This window comes from Paenibacillus sp. S25, assembly GCF_019454085.1.
Classification (GTDB): domain Bacteria; phylum Bacillota; class Bacilli; order Paenibacillales; family Paenibacillaceae; genus Paenibacillus; species Paenibacillus polymyxa_B.
Map to the genome: position 1 here is coordinate 3,517,581 of NZ_CP073683.1, position 13,300 is coordinate 3,530,880.

Annotated in this window: 13 protein-coding genes; 1 reads left to right on the forward strand and 12 read right to left on the reverse strand. The window is 45.2% G+C overall.

Features of this window, described 5'->3' with window-relative positions; translation table 11 throughout:
* The first annotated feature begins 131 nt into the window (after positions 1–131).
* The gene (locus tag KAI37_RS15425) at positions 132–1,043 is read left to right on the forward strand and encodes an MmyB family transcriptional regulator (protein ID WP_071641402.1); all 912 of its coding nucleotides are present in this window, start codon (positions 132–134) and stop codon (positions 1,041–1,043) included.
* Between the two features lie 329 nt (positions 1,044–1,372).
* On the opposite strand, the gene spoIVA is transcribed toward KAI37_RS15425, so the two are convergent.
* The 12 genes from spoIVA to ypeB form a co-directional block, all read right to left on the reverse strand.
* Positions 1,373–2,851, reverse strand: coding sequence for a stage IV sporulation protein A (gene spoIVA / locus KAI37_RS15430; RefSeq protein ID WP_023989182.1), 1,479 nt, complete (start codon positions 2,849–2,851; stop codon positions 1,373–1,375).
* Positions 2,852–3,271: 420 nt separating this feature from the next.
* A complete protein-coding gene (locus KAI37_RS15435; RefSeq protein ID WP_025723068.1) occupies positions 3,272–3,622 on the reverse strand; it encodes a 2Fe-2S iron-sulfur cluster-binding protein in 351 nt (116 codons plus the stop codon).
* Between the two features lie 39 nt (positions 3,623–3,661).
* Positions 3,662–4,312: a hypothetical protein gene (locus tag KAI37_RS15440; protein WP_076293028.1), complete on the reverse strand. Its 651-nt coding sequence runs from the start codon at positions 4,310–4,312 to the stop codon at positions 3,662–3,664.
* Positions 4,313–4,490: 178 nt separating this feature from the next.
* The gene (locus KAI37_RS15445) at positions 4,491–4,766 is read right to left on the reverse strand and encodes a stage VI sporulation protein F (protein WP_013310741.1); all 276 of its coding nucleotides are present in this window, start codon (positions 4,764–4,766) and stop codon (positions 4,491–4,493) included.
* Positions 4,767–4,932: 166 nt separating this feature from the next.
* The gene (locus tag KAI37_RS15450) at positions 4,933–5,973 is read right to left on the reverse strand and encodes an NAD(P)H-dependent glycerol-3-phosphate dehydrogenase (RefSeq protein WP_071641409.1); all 1,041 of its coding nucleotides are present in this window, start codon (positions 5,971–5,973) and stop codon (positions 4,933–4,935) included.
* Positions 5,966–6,574, reverse strand: coding sequence for a glycerol-3-phosphate 1-O-acyltransferase PlsY (plsY, locus tag KAI37_RS15455; RefSeq protein ID WP_025723065.1), 609 nt, complete (start codon positions 6,572–6,574; stop codon positions 5,966–5,968). The genes KAI37_RS15450 and plsY overlap by 8 nt, the downstream gene beginning before the upstream one ends.
* An 11-nt stretch (positions 6,575–6,585) precedes the next feature.
* Positions 6,586–7,908 (reverse strand): ribosome biogenesis GTPase Der, encoded by a 1,323-nt coding sequence (gene der, locus KAI37_RS15460; RefSeq protein ID WP_013310744.1) that lies wholly within the window; start codon positions 7,906–7,908, stop codon positions 6,586–6,588.
* Between the two features lie 147 nt (positions 7,909–8,055).
* Positions 8,056–9,282, reverse strand: coding sequence for a 30S ribosomal protein S1 (rpsA, locus tag KAI37_RS15465; RefSeq protein ID WP_013371699.1), 1,227 nt, complete (start codon positions 9,280–9,282; stop codon positions 8,056–8,058).
* A 120-nt stretch (positions 9,283–9,402) separates the two neighbouring features.
* On the reverse strand, positions 9,403–9,996 hold the full coding sequence (locus KAI37_RS15470) for a lysophospholipid acyltransferase family protein (RefSeq protein ID WP_071641411.1): 594 nt from the start codon (positions 9,994–9,996) through the stop codon (positions 9,403–9,405).
* Positions 9,993–10,700 carry a (d)CMP kinase gene (gene cmk, locus KAI37_RS15475; protein WP_023989187.1) on the reverse strand — a complete coding sequence of 236 codons (708 nt, stop codon included), beginning with the start codon at positions 10,698–10,700 and terminating at the stop codon, positions 9,993–9,995. Before cmk ends, KAI37_RS15470 begins: the two co-directional genes overlap by 4 nt.
* A 129-nt stretch (positions 10,701–10,829) precedes the next feature.
* Positions 10,830–11,489: a flagellar brake protein gene (locus KAI37_RS15480; RefSeq protein ID WP_071641415.1), complete on the reverse strand. Its 660-nt coding sequence runs from the start codon at positions 11,487–11,489 to the stop codon at positions 10,830–10,832.
* A 165-nt stretch (positions 11,490–11,654) separates the two neighbouring features.
* Positions 11,655–13,040: a germination protein YpeB gene (ypeB, locus tag KAI37_RS15485; RefSeq protein ID WP_220029790.1), complete on the reverse strand. Its 1,386-nt coding sequence runs from the start codon at positions 13,038–13,040 to the stop codon at positions 11,655–11,657.
* Positions 13,041–13,300: the final 260 nt, after the last annotated feature.

The window sequence follows — 13,300 nt, forward strand, 5'->3', positions numbered from 1 at the left end:
ACGATCTCCTCCATGATTATCATTGAGAACCTCTTGTAAATAGCTCACCTTTTTCACAATGTAGTATACTGTAGGGAATCATCTGCACCAAGTGTAGAACTACACCTCATTATGAAAAGGATTGAAAAAGGATGACCATGCACAAGGACGAGGACTTCCAATATAAAACATTAAAAATCGTATTGGGAGAGATTGAAGCTGTTCGCATGAAACGTCAACGGGAATATACTGAGCTATCTCACCCGTTATTGAAACGATTTACTCAGCAGGAGCTTAATGATGAGGCATGTCCTACGTATAAAAATCTATTGGTTGGACGGTCTCGTCGAATACCGGATCGGCAAACGATGATTCATATTGCTGAGTATCTGGAGTGCACTTCAGATGAGCGCAATGATCTTCTCCTCGCCGCTGATTATCTTCCGATCCATTACGAATTGGAAGGACGGTCTCTGGAACTGGCGCTGGAGCAAGCACAGCAGATCATGAGTAACTTGCCATTTCCGGCAATGATCGTTACTCATACCTTAGATATCAAGGGGTTAAATGAGCCGTTTCGCCATTTATTTGATGTCCCCTCCGATTCTTTTATGAATGGCAAACTGAATAAAGTTGATTTTCATTTTAACTCTGATTTTTCCATTCGTCCCCGTTCTACCTTCGATGCTGAGTCGTTTGAACAGTGGGAGTCTCATGCTATTTATGGGATACAAGCTTTCAAAAGATATAACATGTTTTCCCGATACGACGATTGGTATAAAAAGTTAATTGACAAATTTCGAAAATATGACGATCTTAATAAATATTGGAGTATGCAGCCAAAGGACTCATCAAATGAAGTTGAGCACTCCAAAATCATTTTGGCCAGAATGGGAGCCATGGCCGATTTAGTCCCCATTCGCTACAAGCTAATTCATCTTTCTGTAAGCAGTCACATGTATCCTGGAATTGAAGTGTACTTACCGATTGACGAACCTGCACGCAGAGTATTTGAATATTTGGGGTGTCCTGCCGAATGCCAGAACTACGCTTTTAATAAATAGCCAGTCAATTGCTATATCGATTATAAGAATCGTTCATTGCAAATTAAATCAGCCTCGGCTACGTTGGAAGAGACCAAATGTGAAGATGACTACCAAGGTAATCACGTTGTGAAACTCATTAATCGGATTGTTACATTTGAACCTAAATCCCGCTAGGAGAAACGAAAAGCTCAATAAAAACAGAGGTAGTCTAGGACTTTATTTTCTCGTCCATGGCTACCCCTGTCTGGTTTTAGAAGTCAGTCTAATATCTTGTTTTTGCGAATCGTAGAGAGCCAATTGCTCTCCACGGTATTTCTCTTATACATTTTTTGGGGTGTGGCCTAGCCTTAAAGAATAATAGCAATGAGACCGCCGGAGCCTTCATTAATGATACGACCCAGCGTTTCCTGCAGCTTATAGCGTGCATTGTCCGGCATCATAGCGATTTTACCCTGAATGCCTTCCCGTACAATTGAATGCAGCGAGCGTCCGAAGATGTCTGACTCCCAAATTTTGATTGGGTCATTCTCAAAATCCTGCATCAGATAGCGCATAAGCTCCTCACTTTGCTTCTCTGTTCCGATAATCGGAGCAAATTCCGATTCCACATCGACACGGATCATGTGTATGGAAGGTGCTGTTGCCTTGAGCCGCACACCAAACCTTGTGCCCTGACGAATCAACTGCGGATCGTCTAGTGCCATTTCGGACAATGACGGCGCTGCAATGCCATATCCCGTTGTCTTGACCATTTCCAGCGCCTCGGCGAAGCGGTCGTACTCCCGTTTGGCATGGGCAAAATCCTGCATCATTTGCAGCAAATGATCCTTGCCGCGAATCTCTACCCCGACGACTTCGACCAAAATCTGGTCATACAGCTCATCGGGAGCATACAGATCAATTTCAGCTACGCCCTGCCCCATATTCATCCCGCTCAATCCGGCCCTGTCGATGAATTCATATTCCATAAACTGGCCGACCACTCGATCTACATCACGCAGACGTCGAATATCTTTAACCGTATCGCGAACGGAATTCTCATAATTGCTACGCAGCCAGTGCTCTTCGTTCAGTACCATGACCCAGCTCGGCAGGTTTACATTCACCTCATGCACCGGAAATTCATACAATACTTCACGAAGTACGCCTGTAACATCATCTTCAGTCATAGTCGCCGCGCTGAGTGTCATAACTGGTATATCGTACTTGGCAGCCAGCTCACTGCGAAGCTGGAGTGTTTCATCACTGCGCGGATGCGTGGAGTTGATAACCAGAACAAATGGCTTGCCAACTTCCTTCAACTCCTCAATGACGCGTTCCTCCGACTCTACATAAGAGCTGCGCGGGATTTCCGCAATCGTGCCGTCTGTAGTGACTACCACACCGAGCGTCGAATGCTCCTGAATAACCTTGCGTGTACCAATCTCCGCCGCTTCCTGAAAAGGAATGGGTTCTTCGAACCATGGTGTGGAAATCATCCTCGGACCATTTTCATCCTCGTACCCTTTTGCTCCTTCTACTGCATATCCTACACAGTCAACCAGACGTACATTCACGTCCAGTCCTTCCGTTACTTTGATCTGGACGGCATTATTCGGTACGAATTTAGGCTCCGTCGTCATGATCGTCTTGCCTGCCGCACTTTGCGGCAACTCGTCTACGGCGCGGGCACGGTCCGCCTCACTTGTAATGTTTGGCAGAACAATCGTCTCCATAAACCGCTTGATAAATGTTGATTTTCCTGTTCGGACTGCGCCGACGACCCCAAGATAAATGTCTCCTCCGGTGCGTTCGGCAATGTCTTTAAAAATGTCCACTTTCTCCAATGAAATCCCCTCCTCAAAAGTCTCCGAAGGAAAAATGCTTAAAGAGCATCCGCTTCGTGTTCAACCAACTGCTTGATCCCAGATGCGGCAGAACAGCCTTTAAAATGCCCGGAAGTCGTCCGCCGCCGAGATTCAGGAGACTGATGGAATCGGCGAAACGGCGTAAACTCGTACATGCATTTGGACTGATACCATCATATGTATCCCCTCCGTAAAATATGTTTAGTTTTTTAAAAAATAGATTACGACACAGCGATCATTGCAGAAACGATATTTTACGTTTGGGTCCACTCACCTAATATATGCGGGGCAAGACTCTGCCATGACTTCATCGCTAGACTAAATAAAAAAAGGATGTTTCTCCTGACCGTTTAGAGTCGTCGGAAACCATCCTTTTTTATTCTCCTGATATAATCGGCATTACCACAGTTCATCATCCATCGCCTGACGCTCCAGTTGCAGCCTGATAGCCGCCTTGAGCCTATCCTCTGGTACGGTTACCTGCATATCGCCTTGGACACGCGCCTGGCAGGATAAGCGTATTCCTTCATCCAGTAAAGGTCCCAGCTTACGCTGCTCTGCATCACTGGGTTGGCCTGCGAATTCAGCCCATTCCGGTGATATTTGTACCTTACACATCAGACAGGCTGCTTTTCCGTCACAACGAGTGGGAATATATACACCCGCTTTTCGAGCAGCCTGAAGCAATGACGTACCCTGACCGACCTGTACGCGCCTGCCTGATGGTTTGAACGTAATCTGCACATTCATGAACGGTCCTCCAGTCGTCTTTCTCCTAACACATACAGCTTATACTTCATTGCCCATCTGGATGACGGAGTGCAACTCTGGCCAAGGCAGAAGTTCTGTAAGCTTGTCCAATTGCTCCTCATTCCAAATATTACTGACTAGTAACTGCTTCAGTACAATTATATGACGTCGCGGGTCGCGCTTCATAACATCTGCAATCGCTTTATATCGGTCGGGTCGATTTCGTAATATATTGAATAAAAGTTCATGACTGAGCGGCATCAGACGCAGCGAAGCACTCCCCAACTCAAGCTGAACCCCTGCCGACCAAAGTAGTCGCTCGATCTCTAAGCGATATAACGCTCCGCCACATAATACCTCAAATCCTCCCACCAACTCGACTGGAAATCCCTCCAAGTCATAGTGGCTCAGCAATGAAACGTAAGAGCCGCTACGGTCAACCTGCTGTCGATCTATACTCATACCCAGGGGGTGCGCATGAAGCTGCTTTGCGGCATGAATATCCGCATAAATATCAATGTCCCGAGGCAGGCGATCTAGTTCAACTTCTTGCACAAGTAGTGAACAGCTCCCGCCCAGCATCCACGGAACCGACACTATTGACCAGCTCTCAGCCAAGCTACTCAGCGCAACTGCCAGATTGTGAGGAAGCCTGTCTACTAACACTGATGATATTGCCTCCTTCAACATCGTCTCCTCCTTTGCTGTCTTTCCTTCCGTTTCCTGATGGGCATCATTATAACATGTTCGACAGGGCAGTTCGATATTTTGTGTACTGAAAAAGAGGTTAGCTGCTCCAAAATATAAAAAAAACCGCGAACCTTCCCGGTTCACGGTGAATATTACTAACCGGCGTGCGGCCAGCGGTCTATTTTTTCATCATCATTTTCATCAACGCTTCCATATTGGAAGGATTCATTCCGCTCTTTTTGACGGCACCAACGATATCCCTTACTGTATCTTCCGACACCGGAATGTTGGCCATCGCAGACACCTGCTTGATAAGCTGACGCAGTTGCGCTTCGCTTTGAAGCGTGTCCGCCTTTACCGTGCCTGCCAGCTTTTTCACTGCATTTTCGGATATGTTTTTGCCGCCTTTTTTGTTAATGGCCTTCAATGCATCTTTCGGAAAGTTTTTATTCACAATCTCCCCTCCTCCGCCATTGCTCAACTCAGTCTATGAGTGGCGGAGACAAAAGGTGATTAAGCGTACATAAGACATGCCAAACGCCTAACTAAAAAAGGCTATCTCATTATAGAAAAAATCTACCATGAGACAGCCTTTATATTATTAAAGCTCATCCGAGCCCTTAAGAATGCCATTGCTCCCAAGTTTGAAGTGGCATGACTTCCATCTCGGTCTTAGGATCGCGACCCATCAGCGCCTCAACGGCCTTACGGACGTCCCGTCCTTCAAACAGTACTCCATACAGTACCTCTGTAATAGGCATCTGAACACCTAATTTTTGAGAGATGGCGTATGCCGCTTTTGTCGTTCGAATACCTTCTACGACCATGCCCATCGATTCCAGCACAGCATCAAGCTGTTGGCCCTGTCCCAATAGTGACCCTGCACGCCAGTTGCGACTGTGACGACTCGTTGCAGTGACCACTAGATCGCCAATACCAGCCAGGCCGGCAAAGGTTAGTGGGTTAGCGCCCATCTCAACTCCGGCACGGGTAATTTCAGCCAATCCACGGGTCAATAAAGCCGCTTTGGCATTATCACCGAAACCAAGTCCGTCTGACATTCCCGCACCCAATGCGATAATGTTTTTTAGCGCCCCCGACAGCTCCACGCCGAGCAAATCACGGTTTGTATAGACGCGGAAATAGGAGTTCATGAACAGCCCCTGTGCGGCCTGTGCAGCCTTCTCATTGGAGGAAGCTACAACGACCGTTGTAGGACACTTCTTCACCACTTCTTCCGCATGACTCGGACCAGACAGCACGGCAATATCGCCCTCTGCGACTTCCAGTTCTTCCGAGATCACCGTGGACATACGTTTAAGCGTTTCAGTTTCAAAACCTTTAATAGCATGCACTACCAGCATATCCTTGCTAAAATAAGCTTTCAGACTACGTGCTACCTGACGAGCAGCAGCCGAAGGAGATACGATAATCACTGCTTTAGCACCAGACACCGCAGTCTGCATATCAGTTGTAGCTGAAATGCGATCAGACAAAATGGAGCCTGGTAAATAATGCTCATTCGTATGCTTCTCATTGATTTCAGCTGCTTGCTGCTCGTTTCTCGTCCAGACAGAGACATCGTTGTTATTGGCCGCAAGAACGGAAGCCAGGGCTGTTCCCCAACTTCCCGCGACCAGCACAGCTATTTTCTCAGACAAGACGATCTCCTCCTTTGGAGCCAAGCTTATTCTCATTCCCCCGTACCAGCTTGACTATGTTGGTACGGTGTCTCCACACAGCGAACAGACAAATGATTAGAGCCGTCCAGAATAACGGCCATGCATAACCAAGCACGAGTAATATCCAGGGGGTCAAAATGACAAAAATGAGCGATCCCAAGGATACGTAACGCGTCATTACGATTGCAAGTATCGCAATGATTCCGGCATATAGAGCGGGCAGTAAGGCAAGCGATGCCAATACACCAATAGCAGTCGCAATCCCTTTTCCTCCACGGAAGTGAAAATATACCGGCCAGTTATGGCCCGCAATCGCCGCAATGCCGCACAAACCCGGTACCCAGGATGATTGTCCACCTAACCAGTGCCCTATTAGCACTGCAATAACCCCTTTAAGTACGTCCAGCAGCAGTACCAGAATAGCTGGGCCTTTTCCAAGCACACGCAGCGTATTCGTCGCACCGGCATTGCCGCTTCCATGCTGGCGAATGTCGATTCCTTTTAATTTTCCATACAGCAAACTAAAGCTGACAGAGCCAAGCAAGTAACTGAGTACGATGGCAACGATTTGTAAAATCAACCTATTCGCTCCTAACTTTCGTCAGACTTGCGCCGTGTAAAGATACGAATTGGAGTTCCTTCAAAATTGAAGGCGGCGCGAATTTTGTTCTCCAGATAACGCTCATACGAGAAGTGCATTATTTCTGGATCGTTTACGAATACAACCATCGTAGGCGGCTTAACAGCAACCTGGGTCACATAGTTAATGCGCAGACGACGTCCCTTGTCTGTTGGCGGAGGATTGATGGCAACCGCATCGGAAATTACATCATTCAGCAAATGTGTCTGAATACGCAACACATGCTGCTGTGCCACATGCTGTACAACAGGAAGCAGCTTTTGCAGGCGTTGCTTCGTTTTTGCAGACAAGAACACAATCGGAGCATATGTCATAAACAGAAAGTGATCGCGAATTTTCGTTTCAAACTGGTGCATCGTTTTATCGTCCTTGTCCACGACATCCCATTTGTTAACGACAAACAGCGATGCTTTACCCGCTTCATAAGCATAGCCAGCAATGTGCTTATCCTGCTCAATAATGCCTTCCTCGCCGTTAATAACGACCAGTACAACATCTGCACGCTCAATGGCACGCATCGCACGCATTACACTATATTTTTCGGTCGTTTCATATACCTTACCACGTTTACGCATACCTGCCGTATCAATCAGTACATACTTTTGACCGTCTTTTTCAAAAGGTGTATCAATTGCATCACGCGTCGTGCCTGCAATGTCACTAACGATAACCCGTTCTTCTCCCAGAATGGCGTTAACCAGTGAAGATTTACCTACATTCGGGCGGCCGATCAAGGCAACACGAATAACGTCTTCATCATAGTGATCTTCTTCCAGCTCAGGCAAATTGGACGTAATGGCATCTAGCAGGTCGCCTATCCCTGTGCCATGACTACCAGAAACAGCGATTGGATCACCAAATCCATAAGAATAAAACTCATAAATCAGATCGGCGCGACTGAGGTTGTCCACCTTGTTGACAGCTACGATGATCGGTTTACCCGAACGATATAGCATTTGAGCTACCTCTTCATCTGACTGTGTAATTCCTGCTTTCGCATCACTCATGAATACAATTACATCTGCTTCTTCTATTGCAAGTTCGGCCTGCATACGGATGGATTTTAAAATGACATCTTCACCATCAATCTCAATGCCGCCGGTGTCAATAATACTGAAGGATTTACCATTCCACTCCGATATACCGTATATACGGTCACGAGTGATTCCGGGTTTATCTTCCACGATGGACAAACGATCCCCGATAATCCGATTAAAAATAGTGGACTTACCCACATTCGGACGACCAACGATAGCCACAACGGGTCTTGCCATAAATTCACTCCTCCTGTCAATTCTTCCGCTATCATCATAGCAAAAAACATACCTATTGGCGATATGGTCACGTAACAACAATCGGCGAACCCTCTGGGTCCGCCGATGGTGTACGTTATGCTTATTATAAAATGTATTGATTTAAACTCATTTAAATTTGTTCAGCTTATCGCCAAACCGCTCGCCGAGCGTAATGCTCAGACCAGAATTATTGAGGGAAACGTTAGGATTATTCAGTTCCTCACGAGGTGCACGAGATGCACGTGGAGCTCTTTCTGCTTTAGGAGCAGCTTCAGGAGCTTCCTCAGTTTCTTTAATGCTCAGGCTAACACGTTTTTCGGAAGGATTCATTTCAAGAATTTTAACTTTCACTTCTTGTCCTTCTTCCAGAACTTCTTGTGGAGTTCCAATGTGTTTGTGGGAAATTTGGGAAATATGAACCAAACCTTCCACGCCAGGAGCGATTTCAACAAATGCTCCGAAGTTAACCAGACGTTTTACAACACCTGTTACGATGTCATTGTTGTTGAATTGTCCAGCAGCCGATTCCCAAGGACCAGGCTGTGCAGCTTTCATGCTCAGGCTGATTTTTCCTTTTTCAGGATCTACCTTCAAGACTTTCACTTTCACTTGATCTCCTTCAGAAACTGCATCAGAAGGCTTATCGACATGAGTCCAAGCAATTTCAGATACGTGAACCAGACCGTCCACGCCGCCAACATCTACGAAAGCACCGAACTGAGTAAGACGTTGAACCGTACCTACGATTTCTTGGCCTTCTTTCAGCTCAGCCATTACTTTAAGCTTGTTAGCTTCGAATTCTGCTTCCAGAACGTCTTTTTGAGAAAGGATCACTTTGTTATTTTCACGATCCAGTTCTTTTACAACAACACGCAATGTGCGGCCTTTGTAATCACTGAAATCTTCAACGAAGTGACGTTCTACCATGGATGCAGGGATGAATCCGCGCAGACCCACGTCTACCACGATGCCACCTTTAACGACATCATTTACAACGACTTCAAATACTTCTTTGCTTTCGAACAGTTGCTCCAACTTTTCCCAAGCATTTTCACTGTCGATTGCACGTTTGGACAGAACAAGTTTTTCCTTGCCATCGTCAATGCTGATAATTCTAGCTTCAACCTCTTGGCCTACTTGTACTGCTTCTTCTGCGTTATCCAGACCAGAAGACAACTCGCGAATTGGAATAACTCCATCGTATTTATATCCAATGCTTACTACCGCTTGGTTATCTTCCAATTTCACGATTGTACCCTTAACGGTGTCACCTTTTTTCAGGGAGACGATTTGATCGAGCTCGTCTTGATTTGCCGCTTCAGCAGCTTCTTGATTTTTAATTTCTTCCGACATGTCAATACCCTCCTCAATTCAAAAAAAACCATTTATTTAAACCTGCGCATAGCAGAGTTCAAAACATAAATAAACTTTTGTTCTAGTTTTCCGAGCTTAGACACAATTCATGCAAGCCTTTCAGTTATTCGTAGGCTTACCCGTTTCCTTCATCGTGCGAATACGAGACATAATTGCTTCTGTTGCCAGTTCAAGCGGATCTCCTTCGATATCGGCACCCTTTTGGTAAGCGTCCAAATTGACAGGTTTACCGTATAACACTTTCGTTTTACGGAAAAGCTTGTAATCACCAATAATGGCGACCGGAACGGCAGCCGCTCCACTGCGTAGCGCAAAGCTTGCAGCACCCTTTTTACCGATTCCCCCAGCTCCTCTGGAGCCTTCGGGAAAGATCCCCATAACCTTACCGTCACGCAAAATGTTCAATGCCAGCTTAATGGATTCCTTACTTACACCACCGCGTTTGACTGGAAAAGCTCCCAGTTTCCCAATGAGTGGACCTAGTACAGGAACATTAAACAGCTCGGCTTTTGCCATAAAGTGAACCTTTCGCTTCAGCAAAATACCGACTGTAGGAGGGTCAAGATTACTAATATGATTAGAACACAACAGTACTCCGCCCTCGGCAGGAACATTTTCACTGCCTACCGCCTCAAGTCTAAACAGAACGCGGTAAATGAGACGCAAAATACTGACGCATACAGTATATATCATTGGCTGATCTCTCCATCCTTCTCCGTTAAACAATAAGATACGATCGTATCAACGACATCCTGAATGCCCATATGGGTCGTATCGAGCACGATGGCGTCCTCACTGCAACGAAGCGGGGATACCTCCCTCTCCTCGTCAAGCTTGTCACGTGCCGCAATGTCACGTTCTAGCTGCTCCAGAGTGATATCATCAGTTTCGCTCAGTTCTTTAAAACGGCGAGAGGCACGTTCCTGAACACTTGCGGTCATGAACACCTTGACTTCCGCATCAGGAAGTACAGTTGTACCAATATCGCGACCATCCATAACGACACCCTTGCGTGCAGCCATTTCACGCTGGTTTTCAGTCAAACGTGTACGTAAACCAGCAATACTTGAATACTGTGACACGTTGCTAGTCACTTCCATCGAACGGATCACAGTGGTTACATCTTCCCCGTTACAATAAACCTTTTGGCCTGTGGGGTCCGGTACTAATTCAATCACCAGCTCAGGTACATGTTGAAGCACTTTTTGTACATTTTCTGCAGGAATTTCCTTACACATCATGTACCACGTTGCTGCTCGGTACATGGCGCCGGTATCTACATATACATAAGAAAGTGCTTTCGCCACCAGGCGGGCCACTGTACTTTTCCCTGCACCAGCAGGTCCATCAATGGCTACATTTATTTTGTTACTTGAAGATACATGTTGCCTTGCCAACAGGGAATTCCTCCTAACCTAACCTCAAGAAAAAAGCAGGCATTGCCTGCGACGTGAAAATTATACCACACATTTATAGGCGATGCAAAATAAGCGACAGGTTTACTAAAAAAGAAAAATTTCGGATGATTACGATTTTCCCCGGAATTCCAGCTGTCGTTCAAAACAATATTTAATCAGTTTTTGGCGCTCCTGATCAGCAATTTTCTCATATTTCAGCATAATGAGTCTGCGTCCGTTTTCCATCTGCTGAATACGTACAATTTCAGATTGGAACGGAACATGCTCTTGAGTGCCGTTTTTATAAGGGACCAAAATCCAGCAAGATAATGATTCTCCTTCTTCAAGATGATGAGTTCCCTGGGTCTGAAAAGAAACGCCTCCACCTCCCACATCATGCGTCTCTGCTACAAATCTGGACTCGTTCTCACCATGCTTTACTGCAATTTCCAAGTTGGCCTTAACCCGAAGAAAGTTTCGGCGCTGAATTTTGCTGATGCTGTCTGGAGCAGGTTTGTGGATGCGAACCATCCGGAGGATATCCTCTTTAAAACCTGTAACGTGGGTATTGAAATAATTTTTAATCCCACCCTCGCTCATAAAAAATATAGATAGCTCTTCCCCTAGAAACAATTTTTTCAAGTGCCCACTTGTTTGTGACATAGGAATTTCAATTAGAAAGTTCTGTGACTCCTCTTCCGCAATACGAGACTTAAATTCAAAAATCTCGTCCTTGTGGTCAGTACCAGCCACTTGTATGTATAACACATCATTAATTTTAGGAAACAAATGATCCACCATCCTTGTCCATTAAAAGCTCTAATTAAGGTATATAATACCACGACTTTATGCCTATATTAAGCATTATATTTGTTCGAGCTATGACTTAAGCACAAAAAACCTCCTTCATGAAGGAGGTTTAGAGTGACTATTGATTCATTTTCATGTAATCAACTACGCATTACTTGCAGTAACCTGAGGTTCATCTGAATCTTTAACCTCTTCAATCGTTTCTTCCAGCCCTGTATTGGCGTTAATGTATATCCGGTAAACGGAACCATTGATTTTACCACCAAATTCATAACACAGAACTTCATTCGAAAGTTCATTTTCAATTAAGGCTTTACGGTGGTAAGTTTCACGAAACTCAGGATTCAATTTTGCTCGTGCTGCATTCAAATCCAATTTCGCTTGCGGAATACGGCGGAGATGACTATGCTCGTACACATAATCACTGGATTGAAAACCGATCACTTGTCCGTTATCAAGGCCTGATCTGACTGTGATTTTTTCTGGATAGATAATCACGTCCCCTTGTTGGCTCGCAAATGTAATGTTAGCTAAATTCCCGCTTTCATCATATGCAACTGGCTTCATTCCTGTGTAACCTTTTTGTTCAAGGTATTCACTAGCATAGCGAATCGCTTCATCACGTGATGCTTTTTTAGGACCTACTGCCCTCATGTCATGATAAGAAATAAGCTTGCCGCCTTTTTTCGTGAAATCCATACTGGCCACGGGTTGCTTCTTATTTAGCAGTGTAGCTGTATAAGATGCCCATTCCGTTCCTTTACCGTTTTCGTTCACACGTATCTGACTTTCCGGTTTTCCTGTAAATTCAGCGGCATTTCGTTTAATTTGTTCTGCATTCACTGCCGGGAGACTCAATTTTTTCACAGAGCGTTTGTCATAGATGCTGGCTACAGACGGTCCCCAATCCAGCTCCTTGTAGTTTTCCACCTTTTTGTCCACGGTTTTAAAGCCATCAATAATGGTGTTGTCCTTCGGCCCAGTTTGAGAACCTGCTGCCATATCTACATCCATCCATCGCAAATTTTTACTAAGGACCTTTTGCTGCACTTCCTGCATGTTTTTCGAAATTTCTTTGGAATTGTTATATAACGTTTTCAGGTTCGAAATTTCTTTCTCGTTTAAAGGCTCGTGATCCAGATCACGAACAGCGGTCTGATACGAAAATGCGGATAGATGTGACAACAAATCCTTGGCATGATTAAAAGGCATTACATTGAGAGGCAACTGATTAACCTCATTTTGGGCCTCACTCGCAATCCTCCACACGTTCATCAAACATTTGCGGTGCATCGAGTGTGAAGTGTTATGGACAGCAACCGCGTTACCGAGTTGAGAATGCAGCTGATCCATATGAAACGACAAATCGTGAAACGCACGCTGGTATTGATTTTCCGCTTTCATCGACATGCTATTCGCCTGAAGAGATACCTCATTTCTCATCTGGCTTTGCTGATAACCCCACACAAATGCTCCTATCATCATCAGGGTAACCACCGGGAACAATACGGCACTAAGTCGCTTATACATATTGTGAGTCTCCTTTCTTCAAGTACACTACCGATAGTGTGACAAGAAGAATGCTCTCTTATGCATGGTTTTCCATGACTTCAATAATAAACTCACAGTTATCGCAAATGCAGCGTTTAAAGCCGGTCTGAATCTGTCCTTGCTCTATGCGTCCTCTTAGTACAAAGCGTTCACCGCATCTTTTACAATGAATTCTTACTTTTATACGCAAAAAAAGACACCTCTTTCTCTAACAGGTTTGTCAGATCAGTGTGTCCTAT

Excerpts from the sequence above, each read along its gene's own strand:
- KAI37_RS15425 (WP_071641402.1), top strand. The coding sequence starts at position 132 with ATGACCATGCACAAGGACGAGGACTTCCAATATAAAACATTAAAAATC.
- KAI37_RS15435 (WP_025723068.1), bottom strand. The coding sequence starts at position 3,622 with ATGAATGTGCAGATTACGTTCAAACCATCAGGCAGGCGCGTACAGGTC.
- KAI37_RS15440 (WP_076293028.1), bottom strand. The coding sequence starts at position 4,312 with ATGTTGAAGGAGGCAATATCATCAGTGTTAGTAGACAGGCTTCCTCAC.
- der (WP_013310744.1), bottom strand. The coding sequence starts at position 7,908 with ATGGCAAGACCCGTTGTGGCTATCGTTGGTCGTCCGAATGTGGGTAAG.
- rpsA (WP_013371699.1), bottom strand. The coding sequence starts at position 9,282 with ATGTCGGAAGAAATTAAAAATCAAGAAGCTGCTGAAGCGGCAAATCAA.
- KAI37_RS15470 (WP_071641411.1), bottom strand. The coding sequence starts at position 9,996 with ATGATATATACTGTATGCGTCAGTATTTTGCGTCTCATTTACCGCGTT.
- ypeB (WP_220029790.1), bottom strand. The coding sequence starts at position 13,040 with ATGTATAAGCGACTTAGTGCCGTATTGTTCCCGGTGGTTACCCTGATG.